The sequence below is a fragment of the Streptococcus sp. DTU_2020_1000888_1_SI_GRL_NUU_041A genome, assembly GCF_032387735.1.
Classification (GTDB): domain Bacteria; phylum Bacillota; class Bacilli; order Lactobacillales; family Streptococcaceae; genus Streptococcus; species Streptococcus sanguinis.
Window position 1 is genome coordinate 1,930,165 of sequence record NZ_CP135591.1, and the last position, 24,830, is coordinate 1,954,994.

27 protein-coding genes are annotated in these 24,830 nt (G+C 45.0%); 2 read left to right on the top strand and 25 right to left on the bottom strand.

The features are described 5' to 3' along the window. The 10 genes from xerD to RSK81_RS09570 all read right to left on the bottom strand — a co-directional run bounded on the left by xerD (position 1) and on the right by RSK81_RS09570 (position 7,225). The gene (gene xerD, locus RSK81_RS09525; protein ID WP_002905881.1) at positions 1–732 is read right to left on the bottom strand and encodes a site-specific tyrosine recombinase XerD; all 732 of its coding nucleotides are present in this window, start codon (positions 730–732) and stop codon (positions 1–3) included. Then, entirely contained in the window at positions 729–1,190 is a 462-nt protein-coding gene (gene cbpB, locus RSK81_RS09530) for a cyclic-di-AMP-binding protein CbpB (protein WP_002905145.1), read from the bottom strand. The genes xerD and cbpB overlap by 4 nt, the downstream gene beginning before the upstream one ends. Continuing rightward, the gene (locus RSK81_RS09535; RefSeq protein ID WP_002905880.1) at positions 1,187–1,708 is read right to left on the bottom strand and encodes a metallophosphoesterase; all 522 of its coding nucleotides are present in this window, start codon (positions 1,706–1,708) and stop codon (positions 1,187–1,189) included. The genes cbpB and RSK81_RS09535 overlap by 4 nt, the downstream gene beginning before the upstream one ends. Beyond that, positions 1,687–2,691 carry a nucleoside-triphosphate diphosphatase gene (locus tag RSK81_RS09540; protein WP_002909090.1) on the bottom strand — a complete coding sequence of 335 codons (1,005 nt, stop codon included), beginning with the start codon at positions 2,689–2,691 and terminating at the stop codon, positions 1,687–1,689. Before RSK81_RS09540 ends, RSK81_RS09535 begins: the two co-directional genes overlap by 22 nt. After that, the gene (gene racE / locus RSK81_RS09545) at positions 2,688–3,482 is read right to left on the bottom strand and encodes a glutamate racemase (protein ID WP_315686640.1); all 795 of its coding nucleotides are present in this window, start codon (positions 3,480–3,482) and stop codon (positions 2,688–2,690) included. The genes RSK81_RS09540 and racE overlap by 4 nt, the downstream gene beginning before the upstream one ends. A gap of 98 nt (positions 3,483–3,580) precedes the next feature. Continuing rightward, on the bottom strand, positions 3,581–3,829 hold the full coding sequence (locus tag RSK81_RS09550) for a YneF family protein (protein ID WP_002894600.1): 249 nt from the start codon (positions 3,827–3,829) through the stop codon (positions 3,581–3,583). Between the two features lie 56 nt (positions 3,830–3,885). Continuing rightward, positions 3,886–5,136: a diaminopimelate decarboxylase gene (locus RSK81_RS09555; RefSeq protein ID WP_048772955.1), complete on the bottom strand. Its 1,251-nt coding sequence runs from the start codon at positions 5,134–5,136 to the stop codon at positions 3,886–3,888. A gap of 103 nt (positions 5,137–5,239) precedes the next feature. Further along, positions 5,240–5,923 (bottom strand): Bax inhibitor-1/YccA family protein, encoded by a 684-nt coding sequence (locus tag RSK81_RS09560; protein ID WP_004190568.1) that lies wholly within the window; start codon positions 5,921–5,923, stop codon positions 5,240–5,242. A gap of 25 nt (positions 5,924–5,948) precedes the next feature. Beyond that, a complete protein-coding gene (locus RSK81_RS09565) occupies positions 5,949–6,440 on the bottom strand; it encodes an HD domain-containing protein (RefSeq protein WP_002899728.1) in 492 nt (163 codons plus the stop codon). Between the two features lie 44 nt (positions 6,441–6,484). Next, complete coding sequence (locus tag RSK81_RS09570) at positions 6,485–7,225, bottom strand: TrmH family RNA methyltransferase (protein ID WP_061595073.1); 741 nt, start codon at positions 7,223–7,225, stop codon at positions 6,485–6,487. An 84-nt stretch (positions 7,226–7,309) separates the two neighbouring features. Between RSK81_RS09570 and RSK81_RS09575 the strand changes: the two genes are divergently transcribed. Together RSK81_RS09575 and yidC are read left to right on the top strand one after the other, a co-directional pair. Next, the gene (locus tag RSK81_RS09575; protein ID WP_002897016.1) at positions 7,310–7,588 is read left to right on the top strand and encodes an acylphosphatase; all 279 of its coding nucleotides are present in this window, start codon (positions 7,310–7,312) and stop codon (positions 7,586–7,588) included. Between the two features lie 81 nt (positions 7,589–7,669). Continuing rightward, on the top strand, positions 7,670–8,593 hold the full coding sequence (gene yidC, locus RSK81_RS09580) for a membrane protein insertase YidC (protein ID WP_004190558.1): 924 nt from the start codon (positions 7,670–7,672) through the stop codon (positions 8,591–8,593). Between the two features lie 115 nt (positions 8,594–8,708). On the opposite strand, the gene RSK81_RS09585 is transcribed toward yidC, so the two are convergent. The 15 genes from RSK81_RS09585 to nrdR form a co-directional block, all read right to left on the bottom strand. Continuing rightward, on the bottom strand, positions 8,709–9,944 hold the full coding sequence (locus RSK81_RS09585; protein WP_002913140.1) for a sensor histidine kinase: 1,236 nt from the start codon (positions 9,942–9,944) through the stop codon (positions 8,709–8,711). Continuing rightward, positions 9,928–10,629 carry a response regulator transcription factor gene (locus tag RSK81_RS09590; RefSeq protein ID WP_315687776.1) on the bottom strand — a complete coding sequence of 234 codons (702 nt, stop codon included), beginning with the start codon at positions 10,627–10,629 and terminating at the stop codon, positions 9,928–9,930. Before RSK81_RS09590 ends, RSK81_RS09585 begins: the two co-directional genes overlap by 17 nt. A gap of 4 nt (positions 10,630–10,633) precedes the next feature. After that, a complete protein-coding gene (locus RSK81_RS09595; RefSeq protein ID WP_002909074.1) occupies positions 10,634–11,254 on the bottom strand; it encodes a GTP pyrophosphokinase family protein in 621 nt (206 codons plus the stop codon). A gap of 153 nt (positions 11,255–11,407) precedes the next feature. Then, positions 11,408–11,890 carry a transcription elongation factor GreA gene (gene greA / locus RSK81_RS09600; protein WP_002894584.1) on the bottom strand — a complete coding sequence of 161 codons (483 nt, stop codon included), beginning with the start codon at positions 11,888–11,890 and terminating at the stop codon, positions 11,408–11,410. 145 nt (positions 11,891–12,035) lie between these two features. Further along, positions 12,036–13,535: an endolytic transglycosylase MltG gene (mltG, locus tag RSK81_RS09605; RefSeq protein ID WP_315686642.1), complete on the bottom strand. Its 1,500-nt coding sequence runs from the start codon at positions 13,533–13,535 to the stop codon at positions 12,036–12,038. A gap of 50 nt (positions 13,536–13,585) precedes the next feature. After that, positions 13,586–14,101, bottom strand: coding sequence for a GNAT family N-acetyltransferase (locus RSK81_RS09610; RefSeq protein WP_002918440.1), 516 nt, complete (start codon positions 14,099–14,101; stop codon positions 13,586–13,588). Beyond that, positions 14,101–14,613, bottom strand: a complete 513-nt coding sequence (locus tag RSK81_RS09615; protein ID WP_315686644.1) for a GNAT family N-acetyltransferase — start codon at positions 14,611–14,613, stop codon at positions 14,101–14,103. The genes RSK81_RS09610 and RSK81_RS09615 overlap by 1 nt, the downstream gene beginning before the upstream one ends. Before the next feature lie 11 nt (positions 14,614–14,624). Continuing rightward, on the bottom strand, positions 14,625–15,959 hold the full coding sequence (murC, locus tag RSK81_RS09620; protein WP_315686646.1) for a UDP-N-acetylmuramate--L-alanine ligase: 1,335 nt from the start codon (positions 15,957–15,959) through the stop codon (positions 14,625–14,627). Positions 15,960–16,239: 280 nt separating this feature from the next. After that, positions 16,240–16,899: a cystathionine gamma-synthase gene (locus RSK81_RS09625; protein ID WP_315686647.1), complete on the bottom strand. Its 660-nt coding sequence runs from the start codon at positions 16,897–16,899 to the stop codon at positions 16,240–16,242. A gap of 54 nt (positions 16,900–16,953) precedes the next feature. Then, positions 16,954–20,055, bottom strand: coding sequence for a DEAD/DEAH box helicase (locus RSK81_RS09630; RefSeq protein ID WP_315686648.1), 3,102 nt, complete (start codon positions 20,053–20,055; stop codon positions 16,954–16,956). Positions 20,056–20,182: 127 nt separating this feature from the next. Next, complete coding sequence (der, locus tag RSK81_RS09635; RefSeq protein WP_002916910.1) at positions 20,183–21,493, bottom strand: ribosome biogenesis GTPase Der; 1,311 nt, start codon at positions 21,491–21,493, stop codon at positions 20,183–20,185. 42 nt (positions 21,494–21,535) lie between these two features. Then, positions 21,536–22,252 (bottom strand): nitroreductase family protein, encoded by a 717-nt coding sequence (locus RSK81_RS09640; RefSeq protein ID WP_315686649.1) that lies wholly within the window; start codon positions 22,250–22,252, stop codon positions 21,536–21,538. Then, complete coding sequence (gene dnaI / locus RSK81_RS09645) at positions 22,249–23,148, bottom strand: primosomal protein DnaI (RefSeq protein WP_002916908.1); 900 nt, start codon at positions 23,146–23,148, stop codon at positions 22,249–22,251. The genes RSK81_RS09640 and dnaI overlap by 4 nt, the downstream gene beginning before the upstream one ends. Continuing rightward, entirely contained in the window at positions 23,149–24,303 is a 1,155-nt protein-coding gene (locus tag RSK81_RS09650; protein ID WP_002916905.1) for a DnaD domain protein, read from the bottom strand. Then, positions 24,304–24,777 (bottom strand): transcriptional regulator NrdR, encoded by a 474-nt coding sequence (gene nrdR, locus RSK81_RS09655; RefSeq protein WP_002894570.1) that lies wholly within the window; start codon positions 24,775–24,777, stop codon positions 24,304–24,306. Between the last annotated feature and the right edge of the window lie 53 nt (positions 24,778–24,830).

The window sequence follows — 24,830 nt, forward strand, 5'->3', positions numbered from 1 at the left end:
TTATCTATATTTTTCTAGTGTAATCATGGTTTTCAAGCCCAAATCTTGGGCAATATCATAGAGGCCAATCCCCTTCTCCCGCTGGCGCAAAATAAACTGCTCACGCAGGCTTTGGGCAGATAGACTGGCTTGTCCCTGCTCAATCAAGAAGGCCTCTAGCTGACGGAAGCCCCATTGACGAGAATAGGATTTGCCGTTTTTCTCAAATAAATACGTCCCCGTCAGATAGTCCTCCAGCTCACCCGTCAGGCTCTCAGGAATCTTGATGACCCGCTTCTGACCGGCCTTTTCAATCTTCAAAACCTGAAAGTCCAGATTAACATCTGCCACTCTGACCTGCAGAATCTCGCTGGGCAGTAAGCCCATTTCCAAGATAAGAAGAGCCATCAGCCGCCCCCTGGGAACGCTTGATTCCTGCCAAAAAGCAGACAGATCCAGCAGTTCATTTTCCTGCTCCTTCGATACGGAAACCTTGGGCAAGACCAAGCGGTGAAACTCCTCAATAAGCTGCTGCTGATAAAGGAAGTAGAGAAATTGATTGACTGCTGAGAGTTTCCGCTTCTGAACAGCCGCCTTAAAATCCTTGATAGAGGCCTGATAAATCCGCAGATTGGTCTCGGTAATCCGACCATGCACTTCTTCGATAAACTGCTCCAAATCATAAGAATAGGCAATTTTAGAATTTTCTGAGATGTTTTTTTGATTTAAAAACGGTCTAATGTATTCTTTCATTTTTTGCGAATTTCGTACTGCTTGCTAAAGCCGTGCAATAAAGAATTGACAGCTTTCAAAATGGACTTTCTAGTAATAATTCCGTAAAAATGCTGATCCTCGCCCACAACCGGCAGGAATGACTCGTCGACCAGCTTATGAAGCACATCTGATACAGTATAATCTGGCCCAACTGTCAAGTCGTCCATTTTGGTCATGTGGACGATGTCTGTCATCATGAATTCCTCTTCTGGCAGATCATGACGCATACGATAGGACATGATGTCTGTCAAGGAAATCGTGCCAACAAACTTTTTATCTGCCGTCACGACTGGTACACGTGAGTATGTCATCTGACTCAGCAATAGGATAGCATGATCCACATTATGGGTGTCAATCATAACCGCCAAATTTTCCCCAGGCGTCAAAAAAGTTTCTTCATGTTCCAGCAGATAGTCTTCAAATTCCTTAGCAATCATCGGCTAAACTCCTTGGACAAGCTTGGATAAAGTTCATGATTTCGCGTATAGTAATCAACTTTAAAGCGGTCATCATCAATCTCTACCTTAGCGTAGAGGCGTTCGTTGATCAGGCCGCGTGGCTGGCTGATGGATCCCGGATTCAGAAAGAGCGTTTTGCCCTCCATTCGAGCATCTGGAATATGCAGGTGACCATAGAGGCAGATGTCTGCATTAACCTCTTGTGCCCACAAATCCAGCTTTTGAAAAGAAAAGTTGATATGGAAGAGATGCCCGTGAGTCTGGGCAATAATGGTCCCCGCCAAATCCGTCACCAAGCGTTCTGGATAGCCGTCGTAAAAGTCCATATTCCCTGCAACAACCTGAATCCCTTGCCATACCTCATCATCAGAAGGAAGCTCAGAGTCTCCGTTATGGAAAATCGCATCTACCTTTCCAATATAATGATTCCTAATTTCTTCTACAATAGCACGGTCGCCATGAGAATCACTCATGACTATAATGGTTTGCTTTGCCATGCTGGAAATACCTCCACTAATTTCTTAACTGCCTGAGCCCGATGGGATTGGGCATTTTTTTCTTCCATCGTCAGCTCTGCAGACGTTTTTCCTGTTTCTCCCACTAAGAACAAGGGATCGTAGCCAAAGCCATTTTCCCCTTTTGGCTCATGGGCAATGTAGCCCGGCCAATCCGCTTCAACTACCAGAGACTCCCTGTCAGGGCTGGCCACCACTAAGGTCGTATGAAAATGGGCCGAGCGGTCCTTGATTTCAAAAACCATAGCCAACTCATGCAGGAGCTTGATGTTGTTTTCATCGTCTGTCGCGCCTACTCCAGCAAAGCGAGCCGACCAGACTCCAGGCAAGCCGCCTAAAACATCGACCTGCAGACCTGAGTCGTCAGCTAGCACCATTTTACCGGTCAGTTTACTGATTGTCTCCGCCTTGAGCCGCGCATTTTCCTCAAAGGTAGTTCCAGTCTCTTGCACTTCTGGCAAATCAGGATAATCATTGAGATTTTCAACCTTATAGCCCAGCTTATCAAAGAGTTTGCGAAACTCTGCTGTCTTTCCTTCGTTGCGAGTCGCAATCAAGATGGTATCTCCGACAGCCATCTCTGACTCCTGCCCCTGACCAAAAAAGTCGGTCATCTTAACTCCATCCTTAGACAGGAAGAAGACCTTGCGCAGCAAGTCCTTTTCTGTAATCAGAATAGCCCCCTTATGACTGGTCGCCTTAAAATCCCGCTCCTGGCGGTCGTTAATCATATTGAGGACAAACTGGATATAGGACATGGGTGAGCCGTATTTGACCACAACTGTGGTAAAAGCGTTGTATTCTTCATCCAAATCACGCTCAATCAGCTCACTCAACTCTGCATCAATATGCTCTAAGAGCCTGTAAGGGATGTCGTTGAAATGATAGCCAGCCTTGCGAAAGCGGGTCCATTCTCCAATATACCAATTGTTCTCGTCAATGTATTCATAAATTTTATTTGTCATAAGCTTACATGCTCCACATTCACTTTCAGGCCCAGCCAGCTTTCTGCAATTTCCGAAAAGCTCTTGGCATTGGCAGTTGTGTAAAATTGGTGGTTGAGCTCCTGCTTTTCCCGACTGCGGTTGATTTCAAAGTAATTGAGCAGGACAGAAATATCCCGTACGCACTCTGCCCCGCTGTCAATCAGTTTCACATCTGGTCCCATCCTGTTTTGAATGATAGGCCGGAGCAAGGGATAGTGAGTACAGCCCAAGACCAGAGTATCTACTCGTCCAGCCAGAGGCTGCAGGGTTTCATAGACCACTTTTTTGGTAAGACTGGAATGAAGTTCATTGGACTCTACCAAAGGTACAAACTTAGGGCAGGCCAAACTTTCCACCTGCATCTCCGGCGAGAACGCTTCAATTTTCTGACGATAGATATCAGAAGAAACTGTCATTGGCGTTCCAATAACACCGATGCGGCCGCTGGCAGTTGACTTAATAGCTGCACTAGCCCCCGGCAGAATCACGCCCAGTACTGGAATATCCAGTTTTTCCTTCACTTCTTCCCAGACAACAGCAGTCGCTGTATTGCAGGCAATGACTATCATCTTAACATCCTTGGTTAAGAGGAAGTTGACCAGCTGCCAGGTATAAGCGCGAATCTGCTCAGCAGGCCTAGGACCGTAAGGAGCCCGCGCCGAATCTCCGATATAAATGACCTCTTCGTGGGGGAGCTGCCGCATGAGCTCACGGACTACAGTCAAACCGCCCACTCCTGAGTCTAAAAAACCGATTGGTCGATTATCCATAAGGTCTTCTTTCTAAAACAAGGGACTGGAAGCCGATTCCAAATCCCCATTTTTTTATAGATTTTCTCTACTGGTATTAAAAGCCAGCCTCTAGAAAATTATTTTTTCTTTTTGCTCTTAGCAAGTGCAGCTTTCTGCTGGCTGATAATTTGACGATAAACTTGCTGTACTTTCGCTTCATTTGGCCGTTGACCGCTAGCGCTAAGCAAGGTCCGAACTGCTTCTACATTCAAACGCGGATTTTCTGCAAATTCCTTCTCCACTTGCCGACGAAGCAGATACATACCCAAAATCACGCCTCCAGCAAATGCTGCCATAATCAAGAAAATTGCTAAAACTAAATTCATATCGAGAACTCCTCTATTTCCATTTTTACATTGCTCTTCATTATATCAAATTTTCTCTATTTTTCAAAATCAAAGCCATACAGTGTCGCAAAATAATCTTCTGGTTTTTCGGCTCTGCGAATCATGCGAACATTGCCATCTTGCTCCAAGAGAATTTCGCTGGAACGGAGCTTGGCATTGTACTGATAACCCATAGAGAAACCATGCGCACCTGTATCGTGAATCACTAGTGTATCCCCAATTTGGCTGACGGGCAGCGCGCGATTAATAGCAAATTTGTCGTTATTCTCACAGAGGCTGCCGACAACATCCACAATCTCTGTCTCACCCTCAGGTCGAACCATATTGGTAATGTGGTGATAAGAGCCATACATAGCCGGACGCAGCAGATTGACCGCTGAGGCGTCCACTCCCAGATAGGTTCTGTATGTCTGCTTCTTATGGGTAACCTTGGTGACCAGAAGGCCATAAGGCGCCAGCATAAAGCGGCCCAGCTCCGTATAAATCTTGACCTGTCCTAGGCCAGCCGGAGTTAGAATAGCTTCATAGGCCTGACGAACTCCTTGACCGATGACCGCAATGTCATTTTCCTCACCTTCAGGCTGATAATTAATGCCGACACCGCCAGATAGATTGATAAAGTCCAGCTCAACTCCTGTCTCAGCAACTACTTCCACAGCCAGTTCAAAAAGCTGACGGGCCAGTTCAGGATAGTAGTCATTGATGACAGTATTTGAGGCCAAGAAGGCATGAATCCCAAATTTCTCAGCTCCCAACTCCTTGAGCTCTTTGAAAGCTTGAATCAGCTGGTCCTTGGTCATACCAAACTTGGCTTCTTCTGGATTATCCATGATGCTGGTTCCCAGCTCAAAGACACCGCCAGGGTTGTAACGGCAGGAAATAATCTTTGGAATACCCGCTGACTCCTTCAAAAAAGCAACATCTTCATAGGCATCCAGATTGATAGTCGCTCCAAGGTCACGCGCAAACTGAAATTCCTCAGCTGGTGTGTTATTGGACGAAAACATAATATCCTGTCCAGCAAAGCCCAGCTTTTGGCTCATGAGCAGCTCAACATAGCTGGCACAATCCACCCCACAGCCTTCTTCTTTGAGGATTTTTAAAATAGCAGGATTGGGAGTGGCCTTGACGGCAAAATATTCTTTAAAACCTGGATTCCAAGAAAAGGCCTCATGCAGGGCACGCGCTCTTTCCCGAATCCCCTTCTCATCATAAAGATGGAAAGGTGTTGGAAACTGATCCGTAATCTCAGCTAACTTTTCACGACTGACAAAAGGAGTTTTCATACTATTCTCGCTTTCTATTTGCTGGCTTTATTATACCATAAATCCATAGGAGAAACAAAAAGCACTGGGCAAGCGCCCAATGCTTTAGTCTTATTTAGCCTAATTATTTGTTTCTTCCAAAAATACGCAGCAAGCTGAGGAAGAGATTAATGAAGTCCAGATATAGATGCAGAGCCAGAGAAATTGCCCAGCCATTCCCTGGATTGCCATTGGTCTGCTCATAAACATAGCGGATCTTCTGATTGTCCCAAGCGATAAGTCCTGAGAAAATAATGACACCAACGATACTTACAATAAAGTCCAAGCCACTGCTTCTCAAGAAGATATTAAGGAAGCTAGCAGCAATAATACCAATCAAACCAGCCATACAAGCTCTGCCCATTCCAGAAAGATCCTTCTTGGTCACCTTGCCGATGAAGCCCATAGCAAAGAACATAACGGTCGTTGTCAGAAAGGCTAAGAGAACCTCTGACTGAAGATACAGCGCCATAATAATACTTAAGGTAAAACCATTGATGGCTGAATAAGCTAAAAACATAGGCAACGCCGCTGGGCTATTGCTCCGAGCAGTTCCAGATGCTACCAACACAAGGATAAACTCAACTGCAATAGCTGCATAATAGATCCAGACAGATCTTGTCAAAATAGTATAAATAGCATCTTGAAAGACAAATAGCATCAAGAGAGACACGATTGCTGAGATTCCAATACCGACACCAACGATAGAATAAATCTTGGCATAGAAAGAATTAATATCTGATTGATCTTGAATAATAGAATGGTTCATAGTTACTCCTTTTATAATAAAACATTTACGGTTTCAGCATCTTTCGATGAAAGAGCTTGCGATTACTGCCCTTGCGTCTCCAAGGTGCCGTCGCTTCTTTGACGGCCCAATACTTGTCCACCATCGTCACAACGAATGATTCTTTGTAGCGAGGCGGTGCCAAAGTCAGGCCCCACATATGCTTGACGATAATGTCCTCTTCGACTTTATTAAGCTTGGTAATCTTACGAGCATTGCGAACTGCCAGCCTCGGATGAACCCAAGCATGACTCTTCTTAAACTTGGTTACACGCCAATCATAGTAGAATAAGTCATGAAGTAGGGCACCGCGTGCCGTGCTGCGGGCATTCCAGCCAAATTTTTTGGCAATTCTGTAACTAGTATAACTTACATTGATGGAATGTTCAAGTCTATTGGAATGAATATGATGGGGAATTTCTTTCAGGCGCTGCACACTGGGCTTTTCAATCAAGTGCCCAACATAGGCCATAAACTCCTCGTCCTTTTTGTAAGGCATAGAATCACCTCCCTTGCCAACTATTATATCTCTTTTTCTGATTTTTAGCTTAAATGAAAGATTAAAATACCAGCAGCGACAGCAACATTGAGACTTTCTGCCTGCCCCTTCATGGAAATATGGACCAGAATATCAGCTGCTTCCGTCATTTCTGGACTAATTCCCTGCCCTTCATTGCCCATAACTAGAGCAAAGCTCTCTTTGCTACCCACCTCTCTATAGTCAATAGACGCAGACGACAAGGTCGATGCCAAAATCGTCAGACGGGAAGATTGAGCCAGCCTAATAAAATCAGCTGTATCCAACCGATAAACTGGCAGATGAAAATGACTTCCCTGCATAGAGCGCAGCGTTTTTAGGTTATAGATATCTGCTGACGCGCTAGAGATGAAGACTCCATCAAAGCCAGCTGCATCAGCTGTCCGAATGATGGTACCGACATTACCTGGATCCTGAACGTCCTCCAAGAAAAGATAACGTCCGCTTAACTCCGCTGGTATCTCTTCCCTTTCAAAAGCCACTTCCGCGACAATCCCCTGTGGCGTCTTACTATCAGCTAAATCTGCTAAAATCTCTGGACTGACAAAGATTACCTGAGAAAAATCAGCTAATCGCTCTGCGTATTCTGCTAAAGCAAAAATCCGAATCAGCTCTTCCCCGCTGCTGACAGCTTCCTCAAATAGATGCCAGCCCTCAATCAAATAAGAATCCTTGCGGTATTTTTTGTGATGAAGTTTTTTAGCTTTTTTTACCACATTATTGGCTTTTGAGGTTATAATATTCATAAGAACATTATACCACAATTTAGCAGACTTGCACTCATACTGAGGGCTTAAATCCCCTCGGTCCGCTCACTAAAGGAGGATGCCATGCAGAAGGTAAAAATGATAGCCCAAGGACGAGTACAAGGGGTTGGATTCCGCTGGGGAGTTTATTCTCTAGCGCTGGAAATCGGAGGTATTACCGGCCGGGTCTGGAACAACGACGACGGTACTGTTGGCATTCTGGCTCAGGCTGATGACCCAGCTCTGATGGCCAAATTTATCCAAGAAATCCGCAAGGGACCGACACCTTTTTCTAAGGTCAGCTATTTGGATGTGACTATGGCTAATTTTGACTCCTATCCTGACTTTAAAATTTCAAATTAGGTCTGCAGAACTATTGTATATTTTGCAAAAAAACAGTAGAATAGATAGGTATTATTTTTTAGAAAAAAAGGATATGAACTCGTGAAACATTTCAAACGCTTTTTATTCTCCGGTATGGGACTGGCTGCGCTTATTTTCCTGTCCGGCTGTGTGGGCCGCGACAAGGCTGGCAATCCTTCTGGTCTGATCTGGGACGTGATTGGTCAGCCTATGGCGGATGGTATCCAATTCTTTGCCAAGAATTCAGGTCTAGGTTATGGTCTGGCGATTATTATCGTTACGCTCATTGTGCGGATTATCATTCTGCCGCTGGGAATCTATCAGTCTTGGAAGGCAACGCTTCAGTCTGAAAAGATGAACTACTTCAAGCCGATTTTTGCCCCAATCCAAGAGCGAATCAAAAATGCTGAGACTCAGGAAGAGAAAATGCAGGCTCAGCAAGAACTGATGGCTGCTCAAAAAGAGAATGGACTCAGCATGTTTGGCGGTATAGGCTGTCTGCCTCTGCTTATCCAAATGCCTTTCTTCTCAGCCCTCTTCTTTGCCGCTCAGTATACTCAAGGAGTTGCAGGCAGTTCCTTCCTCTGGATTAAAGACCTGGCCAAAAGCGACTTGGCTTTGACTGCCATTGTCGGTATCCTCTACTATATCCAGTCGGTGCTCTCTCTGCATGGTATTGAAGATGAAACTCAAAGAAACAGCATGAAACAGGCTTCTTATATGAGCCCTATCATGATTGTTGGTTTCTCTTTCTTCTCCCCTGCCGCAGTCACTCTCTACTGGGTAGTCGGTGGATTTATCCAAATCATCCAGCAATTTATCATCAACTACATCATCCGACCTCGCTTGAGAAAACAGGTAGCAGAGGAATTTGAAAAAAATCCTCCTAAAGGCTTGAAAAAAGCGAGTCGGGCTAAAGATGTTACTCCAAAAGCTCAGCCGGCTATTGAGCAAAAGAACAAAAAGAAAAAGAACCGCAATGCTGGTAAACAACGGTCAAGATAAAGAAAAATTCTTCTAGCTAATACTAGAAGAATTTTTTAATCTCGAGTAAGAATCAGCGTAACCGATACAAAAAACTCAGCAAACAAAGCAATAACTGATTAACAAGGTGACTCTATCACAGTAGAACAGTAAAGCCAATCAATCCTTTCTTATATGAAACCCAAATCCTGCCCTTGAAAATCCGCACCAGACTTTCTGCCATGGATAGGCCAATCCCGTAGCCAGGCTGCTTCTGATTGTGCGATTCGTCTTCACGATAGAAACGGTCAAAGAAACGACTGTAATCAACATTCTTACCGTCAGCATAACTATTGGCTACCGTCAAACGGGCTCGTTTCCCGCGCTTGGCCTTGGTCAAGGTGACAAAAATTTGCCCATCTTCGTCACAATACTTGCAAGCATTGTCAATCAGGATACTAACCAATTCATAAAGTTCATCTTCAGTTGCCTTGACATGGATGTCTTCCTGCAGCTTGATCTCGTACTTCTTGCCTGCCTTCTCAATGACAGACTTGAAGTTTCCTGCTACTTTTTTAACAACTTCTGAAAAATTCACATCTACCAAAGTAACATCTGGCTGCTCTTCCAGACGGGCCAGAACGACCATTTGATTGATTAGATTACTGAGGCGCTTGACCTGGTCCTTGGTGCTTTCTGTCCATTCATTTTCGCCAGTCATCAGCTCTTGCAGCTCCGTATTGGCTGAAATGATTGCCAATGGCGTCTTCAGTTCATGTCCAGCATTGGTAATGAAACGCTTTTGGTTTTCGTAGTTTTTGATATAGGGACGGATGGCAAAGTTGGAAAATCCAGACACGACTAAAACAAAGAAAATAAAGCTATAGAAGCATAACTGGATAGACAGCCAGAAAAAGTCATTGCGGCTTTCGAGATAATTGGTCGAATCTAAGACCACCAGTAAATAGCGCTTGGTCTTGGAATCCTGCGTTATCTGGTAGGAATAAAATTGACTGCCTACCTTAAAAACCCCACTGCTGCGGCTGTCCTTAATCACTTTGTTAGCGTAGCTGAGCGCCTGCTCCTTAGATAGATTGGAAAGATGATCCAAGTTGGTGGAGTAAAGTGTTTTGTCTTCCTTATAAACCACGCTGAAATAGCGATATTGGTAGATGGTATCAATGGTGATACGGTCGTTTTGCAAGCTCTCTGCCGTTTCTTCTACGCTGGGAAAATCTCCATTATTGGCAGATAGAATATTGAGAACGGCTTGGATTTCTCCGTTGGTCTGCAGAAAGCGAACGGAGTTTAAGACAGCAATCATGGTCAGCAAAATACAGACAATAGCCGCCGAAGCAAGCAGAATGAACCGAATTTTAAGCTTCCGAAACATGGCTATCTCCTTCCAGCGGCACCAGAGTGAAATTGCCGCCTTCCTCACCCAAGATAGCAAGGTCAGCATGAATAGCCTTCAGCTTCTGACGCAAATAGGATATATAAATCCAGACGAAGCCCTCATCTAAATCCTCATCCTCGTCATTAGCCCAAACATGACGAAAGATTTCCTGAGTAGAAAGACTCTTCTGGGCATTAAGCATGAGAAATTCCATCATTTTAGATTCCTTACCGGCTAGTCGAATAGAGTTGGAGCTAATGAGCTCATGCTCTCCGACATTGAGGCTCGTTTGGCCAATCTGCAGCAAATTGGGGGTGAACGTCGCTACCCGTCTGGACATGGACCGCAGGCGAGCCAGAAGCTCTTTCAGAGAGAAGGGCTTGGTCAGATAATCATCTGCACCGGCATCCAGCCCTGTGACCTTGTCATCTACCTCTGACATAGCTGTCAGCATGATGACGTGGGTCGTATTGCCGGTTTGGCGGATTTCTTTCAACGCTTCAATGCCTGTCTTGACAGGCATCATGATATCCAGAATCATCAAATCATAGGCATTTTCCTTGGCCAAGTCCACAGCTTCTTGCCCATCAAAGGCTGTATCAACTTGATAACCTTCATGGGTCATCGCCGTTTCCAAGACACGGGACAGCTGTTGCTCATCTTCAGCTAATAAAATCTTCATCATCTTACTCACTTTCTCGAATCAAATTGCGGATGGTCTGCATGGTCACATCACAGGAAGCCAGCTCATCTGCACAGCGTTTCAGCTCGCGGACAATCCGCTTGCTGTCTTTAATCTCATGCTTGTACTTCATCTGATGCTCTAAGCTGGCCCAAGAATCCATAGCAATGGTTCGAAGCTGGATTTCTACAAAATAGCGGCCGGGATTTTGACCATGACAGTCCTCGTAAGGAGTCTCCACCTCTAATATCAAGTGGTAGGAGCGATACCCATTAGGCTTGGCAGCTCGGATATAGTCCTTTTCCAGAACAATCTCACAGCCCTCCAGCTGACGAAGCACCTCAATAGTCTGATAGATGTCCTCGATAAAACCGCAAACAATCCGAATCCCAATCGCATCACGAATTTCTTTTAGGGCTGACTCTGGCGTCCTAGGCAGATTCTTGCGTTGACATTTCTCTTCCATACTGGCTGCCTGCTTGACCCGTGCATTAAAATGCTCAAAAAGCTTCTGCCCTGTTTCCTGCTTGACTCGATCATTAGCCTCTTGAATACGCTGACTAAGATCATCTAAAATCTTGGGCAGATAGACGCCGTATTTCCCATAAATATCTTGCTCTTGCATACAGTTCTCCTACTTTTCTAGCTTATTCTCATTATAGCATAACCATCTGTCTTTTCTCTATTTTTCCCCTGCTCTTCTTATCTAGCCTACACTCTCTGTCTTAAAAGAAACGAAAAAAGAACCAGTCTTCTAGCCAGTTCCTTTTGGTATCGATTAAACGGTTTTTTCAACCTTGAGAATTTTAACGTCGTAGCTGCCAACTGGTGTTTCGACTGTTGCAGTATCACCTGTTTTCTTGCCAATCAAAGCTTGTCCAATCGGGCTTTCATTGGATACCTTGCCTGCGAAAGCATCTGCACCAGCAGAACCAACGATAATGTAAACTTCCTCTTCGCTTTCGCCTACTTCTTGGATGGTAACTGTTTTGCCGATAGCTACCTCGTCCTTGGCTACAGCGTCACTGTTTACAATCTCAGCGTAGCGGATCTTGGTTTCCAGACTAGAAATCTGTCCTTCCACAAAAGCCTGCTCGTCCTTAGCAGCTTCGTATTCACTGTTTTCTGACAAATCGCCGTATGAGCGGGCAATCTTAATACGTTCTACCACTTCTGGACGACGCACCAATTTCAATTCTTCTAATTCTTTTTCTAGTTTTTCCTTTTCCTCTAGGGTCATAGGATAAGTTTTTTCAGCCATTTTTTCTCTTTTCTTTTATTTTCTTTTATTTTAAAACTAAAACAAGAGGCTGAGACAAGTCTGTATCAGTCCCTTTTTTATATAGCAGGACTGAGAAAGCTAGAACTAAATGCACTAGCTTTCTCTTATCTGCAATGACAACAGTCTAATTAGAACTGCTGCTGGATTGAGTGAGCTTGCTGTTGACATGCTCCTCAACATTTTTGGCGTGTTCCTCATAAGTATTGGCGAAGTAAACAGCGCCTGTTTCAACATTTGCCACAAAGTAGAGGTAGTCCGTCTTACTTGGGTTAATGGTAGCTTCCAGAGCTGACAGGCTCGGACTATCAACTGGTCCAGGCATAAGCCCTTCTTTTTTATAGACATTGAAAGGCGAGTCGATATTGGTATCAATCTCAGCGTCCTCTTTCAGAGTCGTTTTCTTTCCTAGCTTGCCTTGAGCATAAAGGATAGCGATATTACTCTGAAGCGGCATCGCTTGATTGAGACGATTGTAAAAGACGCTGGCAATATCTTTGCGATCTTGGTCTGTTGAACCTTCTTTTTCTACCAGAGAAGCAAGTGTCAGAACTTCATTAACCGTTAGGTTCTTCGCTTCAATAGTAGAGTAGTAAGAAGACAGATTGGTATTCATTGCGCCCAACATCTGGCCAATCAAGCTTTCCAAATCCGCATCCTCACCATAGTTATAAGTGGCAGGGAAGAGGTAACCTTCTAAGCGATACTTGACTCCACTGTCCTTACTTGGCAAAGTGCCCAGCAGCTGTGGATATTTAGCCGCCATCTTGGAAATGAAAGCTTCATCCTGTACCTTAGCTAGGAAATCGTCCTTACTAAAAGGTGTCTTACTAGTCTTCTTAGAAGTTGCAGCTGCATTAACCGTCACAGCCTCTGCAATCTGCTCCAGTGTATAGCCTTCAGGAATAGTAACCTTACCAACAACTGGTGGTTGCGGCGTATCCGTTCCACCTTCCTGAAGCTGACGAGCAATGGTATCTAGATCCATACTCTTCTGGAGATTGTAATAGCCGGACTGGTAATTGTTAAAGCTTTTAATCTTAGAATAGAGACTAAAAACTTGGGCATTTTTAATCAGCCCCTTTTTCTCGAGGATTTCCCCAATTTGCTTAGAGCTTGAACCTTCTGGTACTTCAACCGTCACATACTCTGTTGCGTTTGCATCAACAGGTTTAAGAGCTGAAGATACATAAGTATAGCCGACAACTCCTGTGACCACAAGTCCCAGCAGGACAATCAGCAAAACCGTTGTCATAATCCTGCGGGCTAAGGTGTTTTGACGTTTTTTCTTGACCGTGTTGTTGGCCCGATTAGCCCGAGATAGAACCTCATTGGGCTTCTTATCTTCCTCATCCACTCGGCCATAGACCTGAGGGTGAGCCTTTTCATTCTCTGCAACCTTGTAGGAAACATCTACCGAAGCTGGTCTAGCTTCAAAGTCCTCCGCAGCTGCTGTTTCTTTTGCAGAAGCAGCGTCCGCTTCTGATTGGCTAGTTGAAGAGGGAGTTTGTTCTTCCTTTTCTCCAGCTAAGTCTTTCAAAATCTGCTCTTTAAAGCTCAGATTCTTCTCTTTGTCTTGTGATTTTTCAGTCAAAAATTTGACCTCCTTCATCATAATCCCTAACATTATATCTTAAAAGTCAGATAAATGCAATAAGAGTAGGATTTTCTAGCTTATTATTGGTTTTTTTGCAGTTTGAGACTAGGGTTTTCCCAGACCATATCAAACCAAGTAGCACCTGCGTAAGTTGATTGTGACAAACCTTCATTTACAAAAGCATGCTTCTCGTAGTAAGCGATTAGGTAATCATGACAGGTCAAATTGATGCCATGGCGTTCATCTGCTATAGCAATCTCTTTCATAGCTACCAATAGCTTGCGACCGACCCCCATCCCCTGAGCATCCTTCGAGATAGAAAGGCTGGTCAATGAGATAAAGCCGCCGTCCAGATGACCATAATCTTCAATCTCCTCTGTAAAGGAAATATCCTTTAAATAACGTTCTGGACAGACAGGTCCCTCCAGATAGCCTAGAATCTTACCATCCTTTTCCGCCACCAAAAAAGTCGAAGATAGGGTTTGGATATGAGCTGCTAGACTTTCTCGGCTAACAGCCTCTTCTGGACTGAAATTTTCCAATTCGATAGCATAAATGGCATCTAAGTCAGCCATTTGAGCTTGACGGATAATCATCACTTCTCCTTAAAATTGGGATTTTCCCACACCATATCAGACCAGACAGCTCCACCATGAGTTGAATCAGAAATCCCTTCATGGACGAAACCATTCATCTCATAATAAGGTATCAGCTCATCATGACAAGTTAGGCTAATGCCCTGTCGATTTTGCTGAACAGCTGTCTCCTTGAGAGCTGCAAGCAACAAGGTTCCGACTCCCTGCCTCTGAAAATCAGGATGGACGGACAGACTTTGGACGGCAATGAAGCCACCTTCTGGAGGATTAGCACCCACCTTGCCAAAGAGGTCATCTGTCAGATATCGCGCCTGAACAGCTGGTCCAACAATATAGCCCGCTAGCTGACCATGCAGCTCTGCTAGCAAAAAAGTATCTGGAATCTGCTCAATCCGCTCTTTGAGAACTTCTGAACTGGCTGCTTCTGCTGCTGGAAAATTCAGCTGCTCAATTGCAAGAATTTCCTCCCAGTCGCTCAAGTCAGCCTGTCTGATTCGAATTGGTGCTTCCATCAAGTCTCCTCCTACTGAACGTTGCTGGTCAGATTGGACAGGAGACGTTCAAAGGAATATTCATAGGTCTGGATGTCACCAGCTCCCATAAAGACGTAGACGGCATTATCGTGGTCAAGAAGCGGAGAAACATTATCCACGTCAATAACCTTGGCCCGCTTCACAATCTTTTCAGCCAGATCTTCTACCTTAACATCACCCTTGTCCACCTCACGCGCAGATCCGTAAATCTGAGCTAAATAAACTGAGTCAGCCTGATTGAGGGCTTCCGCAAATTCGTCCAAGAGAGCAATGGTCCGAGTGAAGGTATGTGGTTGGAAGATTGCCACGATTTCCTTGCTTGGATACTTCTGACGGGCTGCATCCAGGGTCGCAATAATTTCCGTCGGATGGTGAGCAAAGTCATCAATGATAACTGTTTCGTTGACAATTTTCTCTGTAAAGCGGCGCTTAACTCCGCCAAAGGTCTTGAGATGCTCCCGAACTAGATTCAGATCAAGACCTGCTGTATACAAGAGGCCGATTACTGCTGTCGCATTCATAATGTTGTGGCGGCCAAAGCTTGGAATTTGGAACTCACCCAGTTCCTGACCGCGGAAAGAAACTTTAAATCCTGAACCGCTGGTGGAGCGCAAGAGGTCGTGAGCGACAAAGTCATTGCCTTCTTCCTTGAATCCATAGTAGTAAATCGGAGCCTTGGACGTAATCCGGCGCAGCTGCTCATCTTCTCCATAAATGAAGAGTCCTTTGGTAATCTGCTTGGCATAGTCATTGAAAGCGTTAAAGACATCTTCCAGGCACGTGAAATAATCCGGATGGTCAAAGTCGATATTGGTAATGATCGAATATTCCGGATGATAAGGCATGAAATGACGCTCGTACTCGTCCGACTCAAAGACAAAGTACTTGGCATTGACAGAACCGCGGCCTGTGCCATCCCCAATCAGATAGCTAGTATCCGTGATATTGGAGAGAACATGGGAGAGAATACCCGTTGTAGAGGTCTTCCCGTGGGCACCAGCCACTCCCAAGCTGACAAAGTCACGCATGAAGCCACCTAAAAACTCATGGTAGCGTTTATAGCCAATACCGTTTGCGTCTGCATAGGCAATTTCTACATTGTTATCTGGACGAAAGGCATTGCCGGCAATGATTTCATAGTCCGGCTGGATATTCTTTTCATCAAAAGGCAGGATGGAAATGCCAGCCTGCTCCAGACCGCGCTGAGTGAAATAATATTTATCAACATCACTGCCCTGAACCTTATGGCCCATCTGGTGCAGCATCAAAGCCAAAGCGCTCATACCAGAGCCCTTAATCCCGATAAAATGATAGGTTTTCGTCATGATTACTCCTTAAGATACAAGGCCATAAAAGCAAGTCAAAAGAGGAAAATCTCCGCAGACCCTCATCAGCCCACAGGGACTTTCTTTCTTTACAAGCTTTTAGGCACCGCCAAAACACCAAAGAAGCCGGACCAATCAGTAAGTCCCAGCTTCTAGCATCGATCCTCTTCAACCGATGACGGATGTTATATACAGATAGATTTTACATTTACATAATCAACTAGCAATTTCCTTTATACATCAGAAAACTGTAGGCAGAAAAGACTCGAGCAAGCCAGCTTTATTCGCTGTCCAAGCCTGTCAAATTCAGCTCTTGAGCCTTGGAATGCTTCAACTGCTCCTCCTTAGCCCTATCCTGATTATAGATCTGACTGGTTTTTAAAAAATCATAATTGTTCTTCTTAGGCTTTTCTTCCGGCTCCTGCTGCTGAGGGCTATACTCAGGCTGAATATCTGCCAAAATATAGTTATCCTGCTGAAGCCTGTCGCCAAACTTCGTAAATTCGCCCGATGTATTCTTTTGAAAAGGGGCTGTTGGCTTAGGTCTTTCCGCATTAGAAGCTGTCGGAAGCTTTCTATTGCGGACCTTAGTCGGAAGGTCGCTGGTCAGATAAGACGCTGAACGCTTCTTTTTCAAATCTGCCCGAGCTTCCTCGCGTGCCTGCTCAGCATAACGAATGGCCGGATCTTTCTTATCAATCGGCTTTTTAAAATCCTTGAAAGCAGACTGCTTTTGCAGCGGTCTTCTGATAGCCTGACCGGCAGCGATGGGAGCATGCCTGTCGGAGTCCACAATCGGCATCCATTCCAAATAATTACGGTCTGTATAGTCTCCGGTAATGTTGCTAATGAGATCCAGTTCATCATAAAGATTCATATGCGGCATTTCCGTCAGCATGATTTCATCATCTGACACCAGAGGAAATTGTTTATCAGTCATATCTTTTTCCTTTCAACCCTTCATTATTATAAACTATTCAGGCTATTTTTCAAGCTATTCTGCCGAAATTCCCAGAATTTCTCGAATTTCCTCCACAGAGAGACTGGATTTGGCTTCTGCTCCGTCGAGAATAGTCGAAACCAGATTGCGCTTGCTCTCCTGCAACTCCTGTATCTTCTCCTCAATCGTACCCCGTGTAATCATCCGATAGACTTCGACATTGCGCTCCTGTCCGATACGGTGGGCACGGCCGATGGCCTGGGCCTCAACTGCTGGATTCCACCAGAGGTCGACCAAGATAACTGTGTCTGCACCGGTCAGATTGAGACCGACACCTCCAGCCTTAAGGGAAATCAAAAAGGCTGATCGCTGGCCGTCATTGAAGGCTGTTGTCATGTCCTGACGCTCCTTGGCCGGAGTAGAGCCTGTAATCTTAAAGGACTCCATGCCTAGCTTGTCTAGCTCATTCTCGATAATATCCAGCATACCACGAAATTGTGAAAATATGAGGACACGATGATTACCATCTTGTATCTGTTCAAGTAATTCCCGCAAACTTTCTAGCTTACCGCTCTCGCCCTCGTAATCTTCCATAAACAGCTTCGGAGTATCACAGATCTGACGGAGACGCATAAGACCTGACAGAATCTCTATCTTGCTGCGGTTGATTTCATCTTCTGTCGCATGGATGATTCTGTCCTGCATCTGCTTGAGCAGAGCCAGATAAATGGTCTTCTGACTATCTGCCAATTCATTGCGATAGGCAACTTCAATCAAATCAGGCAATTCCTGCAGCACATCTTCTTTCTTGCGCCGCATGACAAATGGCTTGATATAGCGAGCGACTTTCTCAGCCGGCAGTTTTAAAAATTCCTTTTTGCTTGGCAAAAGTCCTGGCATGACAATCTGGAAGATAGACCAAAGTTCTCCCAGATTATTTTCAATCGGCGTTCCAGAAAGGGCATAGGTATGCTCCACCTCAAAATCCCGCAAATACTGGGCAATCTTAGTCTGGTCATTCTTCATCACCTGAGCCTCATCCAAAATCAGATACTGGAAGTGGTTATCCCGGTATTCTTCCACATCCTGTCTGAAAGAAGCATAGCTGGTAATGGTAATCTGATGCTTCTCCGCAATCAGCTCATCACGAACATTTTTCAGACCATACACCACCGCCACATCCAAATGCGGAGCAAATTTAGCGAACTCATCGCTCCAGTTGTAAATCAGGCTGGATGGTGCCAAGATTAAGACTTTCTTAGAATCATCTATACGCGAACTCAGAAAAGAAATCGTCTGCAGAGTCTTTCCTAGCCCCATATCGTCTGCCAGGATGCCACCAAAGCCATACTTATCCAGCATGGATAGCCACTTGACTCCCGTCTCTTGGTAATCCCGAAGGTCAGCCTTGACTTGCAGCTTGGGAAGAGGAAATTCCTCAGGGTGAGTCAGGTCAAAGGCCAGCTGCTGCACATCTTTTGAAAACTGTACCCTATCCTTGCCCTTGAAAAACTCTGCCAGTTGATAGGCCGCCAGACTGCTGGTCTGAATGAAGCCATTTTTAGTCCGCTTACTCCGCAGCTGCTGCAAAGTCCGACTCATCTCCTTGGTCTCTTCATCGAAAATCAAGACTTGCCCAGACTTACTGATAAAGAAGTCCTGCTCCTTAAAGAGCGAATCAAGCACAGCGTCTATCTCTGACTGCGCAATGCCGGCAAAATCGAAACCTACATCTAAGAGGCCTCCCTTCATCTTGACAGTGATCCTTGGACTTTCTGTCTGTGCCAACGCCTCTAACTCTTCTGTCATACTGACACGGCCCAAAGCCTCAAAGTTGGGAATGACTTCTGAGAAGAAATGGTAAATTTCTTCCGGCTTCAGAGGCGGTCGCTGACTGTAAAAGTCTGCCACAAAACCTGCCTGCAGCATTTGCTTAAAGACTTGCTGCTCATGCTCAAAATTACCCGCAAAAGGCAGACGTTCCAAATCTTTGCGAGTCGTCACCTTCCTGTCTCCATAGTCAAAGACAGTGTCCAAAATCAGACGCTTGTCAGGACCGATGTCAAAGTCAAACTTGGCTGTAAAGTCATGAATCATCATACTTTCAGGTGCGTCTACCCGACCAACCTTTTTAAACTCAGACAAACTGGAAGCCAGCTTAGTCCTTTCTGACAAGTCGAATTGCAGGCGCTTCAACCGATCATGCTCTATAGGCAACTCCCGTAAAGCCTTCATCAGTCTAATCTGCTGAGGATTTAGCTGGTAGAAGGTATCTCCATAAAAGATAAACTGCCCATCATAAAGCATCTTATAATTCTTCTCAGCAATGACTAGCTCAAAATGCTCTTCATACTCTTCCACTTGGAAAGTATAAACTTCTGCCTCTTCATGTAAATCTTGGAAAAAGACTTCACTGTAGTCATAAAGGCTGTACTCTAAGCGGAAAGAAGATAGATTCATCAGGAAGATAACTCCCTCTTCAAAGATACTAGCCGGGAAGAAAAGATTGCGCCCAGCATTTGGGAAAATCAAAGAAGAATCTTGCCCCTGATAGTCAGACACTAGTCCTTGCAGAAAAACGAGCAAATCTTGACTGGCTTCATCAAAATCCTCCAAATGAATAGCCTCATAGTAACTCTTACCAATCTGATAATGCCCTCCCTTTTCCAAGGTCCGAAGGAAGGAAAGAACGTCTCGGACAACATAGGAGCGCTCGTCCGGCAAGCGACTGATTCGGAGACTCCAGAGAAACTGTCCTGTATAAGAATCCTCTTTACCAGTAGCCGAAAGCTCATAACGAACCTGTTGATTAGATTTATCCGGCAAGACTTTATCCAAGAACAAGCTTCCAAAAGAAACCAGCTCTTGGGTCTCCTGACTGGTCAACTCCTCTTCTTCCATACTCTTTAGCACATCTTTTCCAGATGGAGCATTTTTCAGATAATACTCCAAGGCCGCCAGATGGGCACAATATTTTTTCTTCTGGAAAAAGTCGCAATAACAAAAGATGACATCATCATCCAAGCTATAGCGCAGATTACACTCGTCCACACGAGCATATAAAAGAGAATCACTGACCTCAAGGATTACTACCTTATTGTTTTCAACCAGGGCAATTCCTTCTGTCCGAATCTTACCAGGAATTAATTTTGCCATAATTACCACCTTACATTTATCTCACCATTATACCATACTTTCGACATAAAAAAAGAAAAGCAAGCTCTTATGCTTACTTTCATTTTTACATATAAACGTATGTTTATCAAATTGCTGTTTTCAAACTCTACTTCCGCTTCCTTGCAATCAAGTGAATCGGGGTCCCTTCAAAGACAAAAGCCTTGCGGATTTGATTTTCCAAGAAACGCAGGTAAGAGAAGTGCATAAGCTCTTCTTCGTTGACAAAGATGACAAAGGTCGGTGGTTTGGTCGCTACCTGAGTCGCATAGAAAATCTTGAGGCGTTTGCCCTTGTCAGTCGGCGTCGGATTAATCGCAATAGCATCCATGATAACATCATTGAGCACCGCTGACGGAATACGGGTATTCTGACTCTGACTGATTTGCTTAATCATGTCCGGCAGCTTATGGAGACGCTGCTTGGTCAGGGCAGAGACAAAGATAATTGGCGCATAAGACAAATACTGGAACTGGTCTCGGATATCTTCTTCCCAGTCTTTCATGGTATGGTTGTCTTTTTCCAGTGTGTCCCACTTATTAACAACGATAACAATACCTTTTCCTGCTTCATGGGCAAAGCCAGCGATTCGCTTGTCGTACTCACGAATTCCTTCTTCAGCATTCAGCACCATCAGAACGACATCTGAGCGGTCAATGGCCCGCATAGCCCGCATGACAGAGTATTTCTCCGTATTTTCATAGACCTTGCCTGACTTGCGCATACCAGCCGTGTCGATCATGGTAAATTCCTGACCTTCACTGTCCGTAAAGACCGTATCAATAGCGTCACGCGTAGTACCGGCAACAGGACTGGCAATAACCCGCTCCTCACCCAAGATGGCATTGATCAAGCTAGACTTACCGACATTAGGACGGCCAATCAAACTAAACTTAATCATATCAGGATTTTCGACCACTTCTTCATTTGGCAGATTTTCAACGATTGCATCAAGAACATCTCCTGTACCAATCCCATGGACTGAGGAAACTGGGAATGGATCACCCAAGCCCAGCGCATAGAAATCAAAAATCTCATTGCGCATTTCAGGATTATCCACCTTATTGACCGCTAAAATAATCGGCTTATGGGTCTTGTAGAGCATGCGAGCCACATACTCGTCCGCATCCGTGATACCTTCCTTGCCAGACACGACAAAAACGATAACATCTGCTTCGTCCATAGCAATCTCAGCCTGGTGTTTGATTTGCTCCATAAAAGGCGCGTCAACATCGTCAATTCCGCCCGTGTCAATAATACTAAACTTACGGTTGAGCCAGCTTGCTGTCGCATAGATTCGGTCGCGGGTCACCCCTTCAACATCTTCCACAATAGAAATTCGCTCACCGGCAATCCGATTGAAGAGCGTTGATTTGCCGACATTGGGACGGCCGACAATGGCAATAGTTGGTAAGGCCATGTTTTTCCTCTTTCATTCTTTAGGACAGAGCCAAACTCCACCCTATTTTTCTAATTTCTTTTCTTTGAACAGTTGGTTGATAGCTTGATTTGGCTCCTGACCAAATTGGGCAGCTAGGCGCTGACTCCAGGTTTCCTTAGCTCGCTCGCCTGCATATTCAGTCTGTACGCGGTCATAGGCTTGGATAGTTGAACGATCCTGTTCACGATATTCTTCCTCAAAGACCACTGCTTCATAAGGCAGACGTGGCTTGACTGCATGGTTCTGGTTGGGAATTCCCAGAGCAATCCCAAAGACCGGATAAGTGTAGTCTGGTAGCTTGAAAAGCTCTGCTATTTGACTGGCAGCATAACGAACCAGTCTAATGATTACTCCACCATAACCCAAACTTTCAGCTGCTAACAGGGTATTTTGTCCAGCTAAAGCAGCATCTACTGAGCTGATCAGGAGATTCTCCGACCCCTCAGGATAAAAGTCTTCCGTATGCATGTGAACGCCCTTTTGAGCTCGATTGAGGTCACCGACAAAAAGCAGGAAGGCCGAAGACTGCCGAATGGCTTCTTGGGGCACCAAGTCAAAGAGGGCTTCTTTTTTCTCTTTGCTTCGCACCACAATGATCGAATAGGACTGGAAATTCTTCCAGCTGGACGCAGCCCGCCCAGCATCAATGATGGCACGTAATTCCTTATCCGAAATCTGCTCCTCCGTAAAGCGGCGAACAGACGTGTGAGCATTCATCAAGTTAATTGTTTCATTCATCGGCGGTTCTCTCCTTCTAGGCGTACCTCCTGAGCCAAAAACTTAATTCGCTCCATAACCCGCTTGGCCTGCCAAGTCTCATCGCCATTCTTAGAGCTGGCAAAGTGACGCTCTAAATCCGCAAAACTAAAGTTAGAAGTAAAGAAAGTTGGCAGATTTTCCTGCATACGGTGCTGGAGAATGACCTGCAAAATCTCATCGCGCATCCAGGGGCTAGACTGCTCTGCACCGATATCGTCCAAAATCAGCACTTGAGCCGTCTTGACCTGGTCAATCTTCTCCTTGACCAAGCCGGAACTGATCGCATTCTTAACATCCAAAACAAAGCTTGGATAGTGAAGCAGTGTCGTTGAAACACTGCGTTTTTCTGACAAATCATGCGCCAGAGCAGCCATCATGTAGCTTTTTCCGACACCAAAATCGCCGTAGAGATAAACAGCCTTCTGATAATTCGGAAACTCAGCAACGAAGTTGGTCAACAGTTCAAAAGCCTTGTAGCGACCAACATCGTCCAGATCCACCTGTGCCAGACTAGCCTCCTTGAGACTGGCTGGTAGGCTAATAAGATTGAGACGGCTTCTAATGGCCTCCTGCCTCTCCTGCTCAATCAACTCTGGCGTCTCTTCATAGGCAACATCCGCATAGCCTTCATTTTTTACCAAGATTGGCTTATAGCCCTTAGCAATATAGGTCTCATCCCCCAGCAAAAAGCGGTTGCGCTCCGTAATATACTGGTTAAACTTGGAGACACTACGCTGAATCTCAGCTTGGGTCAGCTTTTCCTGCTGGATAAAGGCTGCCACATCTGGATCGGCCATAATCTGCTTGACCAGCTCCTGATAGTCAAACTGCCACACCCTATTCATATGAGGCATATTCTGTCCTATTTTCTCCATTTATTCGCCTCCTCCTTCAAGTTTGGCTAAGAGCCGACGTTTCTGCTCTTCTAGCTCGGCCTGCCTCTCTGCGCTCGTTTCATTTTTATAATCCGGCTGACTCCAGTCAGGTACGTTGCTCTTGGTAGAGCCTTGTCCAGATTTAGCTGGACGGTTCTGGGGCTGCTGGTTGCGCTCACGGATTTTCAAGACTGCTTCCTCAGCTGTCGTCACCTTTTGATAAGAAAAATCATTAGCTACCTTGAGGGCATACTTTTCATTGAGATTGGCTGAATCCACCTTATTAAAGGTCAAGAGTAAGACTACGTTGATAACCTCGTCCAAAAGGCCTAATTCAGCTAAATCTAGCAAAAGCTTTCTCTCCGTCCGCGTAATAGCAGCCTGACGAGTTTTCTTAATTTCTGCCAGAAAGACCATTGGCGATGTTCGCTTCGCTTCTTGGATGATAGACTGCTCCTGCTTAGAAAATTGACCTTCTACTGGCTTCTGAGCTAGCTTTTGCTTCATCCGCTTGGTAGAAATGACCTGAGAAACAGCAGTTTCTCTAGCCAAGACATAGGTCTCATACCAAGTCCACTTTTTCTGCTCAGCAATTGCAAACAATTCTAACAAATCTTCCTTTTCATTGGCAAAGCGAAGATTGTCCTGAGCCATCCGTTGCTTGAAATACTCCAAGTCAAAATCATTGGCCTTTCGCACTGTCCTTGCTTGCTCAGCTTCCATACCAAACACCTGCATAAAAGGCTTGACCAATTTCTCTCCGCTAGGATTTTCTGGTCGCAGGGCTTCTGCAGCAGCTTCGCCGATTTTCTTTTCCAAGAGCCGACTGTACACATTATGGCTGAAAAATTCCTCCGCCGTTAAGGTCGGGTGGAGTTGAATCAGATAATGGTCATCTGTTTGATAAAGATCTACTAGCTTAATCGCCGCTAAACGCTCAAAACTTTCTTCTAAAATATTAAGTCCAAAATCTAAATGATTAAGAATCTGACTGAAGAGGTGCTGCTTTTGCCCATTATCCTCAAAAGACAGCAGATAAAGATAAAGTGCTACCGCTTCTCTCCCCAAAATCGGCAGATAGAGCTTGGTCAAGACAGCAATATCTGGGCTGACTGCATTATTGCGCAAGAAAGAAAACTGATGGTTTGGTTTCATTTATTTGTCCTTTTTCTTCTTGGACCCCTTGGTAATCTGCTTGAGCAGGCTTTCCAGCTCGCCCACGTCCTTGAAACTCCGATAAACACTGGCGAAACGAACGTAGGTGATTTCATCCAGCTCTGCCAGTTCATCCATGACTAAGGATCCAATATATTCACTATTGATTTCATTATCGCTCTGACTGCGAACCTTTTGCTCGATTCGGTTGACAATCTCCTCTATTTCGTCACTAGATACTGGCCGCTTTTGAGCGGAGCGAATAATACCGTTAAAAATCTTATCCCGAGAAAATTGCTCGCGTGTCCCGTCCTTCTTGACAACCACTAGGGTTCTCTCTTCAACACGCTCGTAGGTCGTAAAGCGGTGTTGACATTCCTCACACTCACGACGGCGACGGATTGTATTTCCATCTTCTGCCTGTCTGCTATCAACTACACTTGATTTATTCCCACCACATTTCGGACAACGCATACCATTTCCTCCTAGAATCCTAATACTTCATTATAACACGTTTTCAAGAATAA

Bases quoted from the DNA above. Each gene is read 5' to 3' on its own strand.
- racE (WP_315686640.1), bottom strand. From the start codon at position 3,482: ATGGATAATCGACCAATCGGTTTTTTAGACTCAGGAGTGGGCGGTTTG.
- RSK81_RS09555 (WP_048772955.1), bottom strand. From the start codon at position 5,136: ATGAAAACTCCTTTTGTCAGTCGTGAAAAGTTAGCTGAGATTACGGAT.
- RSK81_RS09575 (WP_002897016.1), top strand. From the start codon at position 7,310: ATGCAGAAGGTAAAAATGATAGCCCAAGGACGAGTACAAGGGGTTGGA.
- RSK81_RS09535 (WP_002905880.1), bottom strand. From the start codon at position 1,708: ATGGCAAAGCAAACCATTATAGTCATGAGTGATTCTCATGGCGACCGT.
- RSK81_RS09540 (WP_002909090.1), bottom strand. From the start codon at position 2,691: ATGACAAATAAAATTTATGAATACATTGACGAGAACAATTGGTATATT.
- xerD (WP_002905881.1), bottom strand. From the start codon at position 732: ATGAAAGAATACATTAGACCGTTTTTAAATCAAAAAAACATCTCAGAA.
- der (WP_002916910.1), bottom strand. From the start codon at position 21,493: ATGGCCTTACCAACTATTGCCATTGTCGGCCGTCCCAATGTCGGCAAA.
- RSK81_RS09615 (WP_315686644.1), bottom strand. From the start codon at position 14,613: ATGGAAGCACCAATTCGAATCAGACAGGCTGACTTGAGCGACTGGGAG.
- RSK81_RS09625 (WP_315686647.1), bottom strand. From the start codon at position 16,899: ATGACTGATAAACAATTTCCTCTGGTGTCAGATGATGAAATCATGCTG.
- RSK81_RS09610 (WP_002918440.1), bottom strand. From the start codon at position 14,101: ATGATTATCCGTCAAGCTCAAATGGCTGACTTAGATGCCATTTATGCT.
- RSK81_RS09560 (WP_004190568.1), bottom strand. From the start codon at position 5,923: ATGAACCATTCTATTATTCAAGATCAATCAGATATTAATTCTTTCTAT.
- RSK81_RS09640 (WP_315686649.1), bottom strand. From the start codon at position 22,252: ATGAATGAAACAATTAACTTGATGAATGCTCACACGTCTGTTCGCCGC.
- RSK81_RS09570 (WP_061595073.1), bottom strand. From the start codon at position 7,225: ATGAATATTATAACCTCAAAAGCCAATAATGTGGTAAAAAAAGCTAAA.
- RSK81_RS09550 (WP_002894600.1), bottom strand. From the start codon at position 3,829: ATGAATTTAGTTTTAGCAATTTTCTTGATTATGGCAGCATTTGCTGGA.
- RSK81_RS09565 (WP_002899728.1), bottom strand. From the start codon at position 6,440: ATGCCTTACAAAAAGGACGAGGAGTTTATGGCCTATGTTGGGCACTTG.
- greA (WP_002894584.1), bottom strand. From the start codon at position 11,890: ATGGCTGAAAAAACTTATCCTATGACCCTAGAGGAAAAGGAAAAACTA.
- cbpB (WP_002905145.1), bottom strand. From the start codon at position 1,190: ATGATTGCTAAGGAATTTGAAGACTATCTGCTGGAACATGAAGAAACT.
- dnaI (WP_002916908.1), bottom strand. From the start codon at position 23,148: ATGGAGAAAATAGGACAGAATATGCCTCATATGAATAGGGTGTGGCAG.
- murC (WP_315686646.1), bottom strand. From the start codon at position 15,959: ATGACGAAAACCTATCATTTTATCGGGATTAAGGGCTCTGGTATGAGC.
- RSK81_RS09595 (WP_002909074.1), bottom strand. From the start codon at position 11,254: ATGCAAGAGCAAGATATTTATGGGAAATACGGCGTCTATCTGCCCAAG.
- RSK81_RS09630 (WP_315686648.1), bottom strand. From the start codon at position 20,055: ATGGCAAAATTAATTCCTGGTAAGATTCGGACAGAAGGAATTGCCCTG.
- RSK81_RS09590 (WP_315687776.1), bottom strand. From the start codon at position 10,629: ATGAAGATTTTATTAGCTGAAGATGAGCAACAGCTGTCCCGTGTCTTG.
- mltG (WP_315686642.1), bottom strand. From the start codon at position 13,535: ATGTTAGGGATTATGATGAAGGAGGTCAAATTTTTGACTGAAAAATCA.
- nrdR (WP_002894570.1), bottom strand. From the start codon at position 24,777: ATGCGTTGTCCGAAATGTGGTGGGAATAAATCAAGTGTAGTTGATAGC.
- RSK81_RS09650 (WP_002916905.1), bottom strand. From the start codon at position 24,303: ATGAAACCAAACCATCAGTTTTCTTTCTTGCGCAATAATGCAGTCAGC.
- RSK81_RS09585 (WP_002913140.1), bottom strand. From the start codon at position 9,944: ATGTTTCGGAAGCTTAAAATTCGGTTCATTCTGCTTGCTTCGGCGGCT.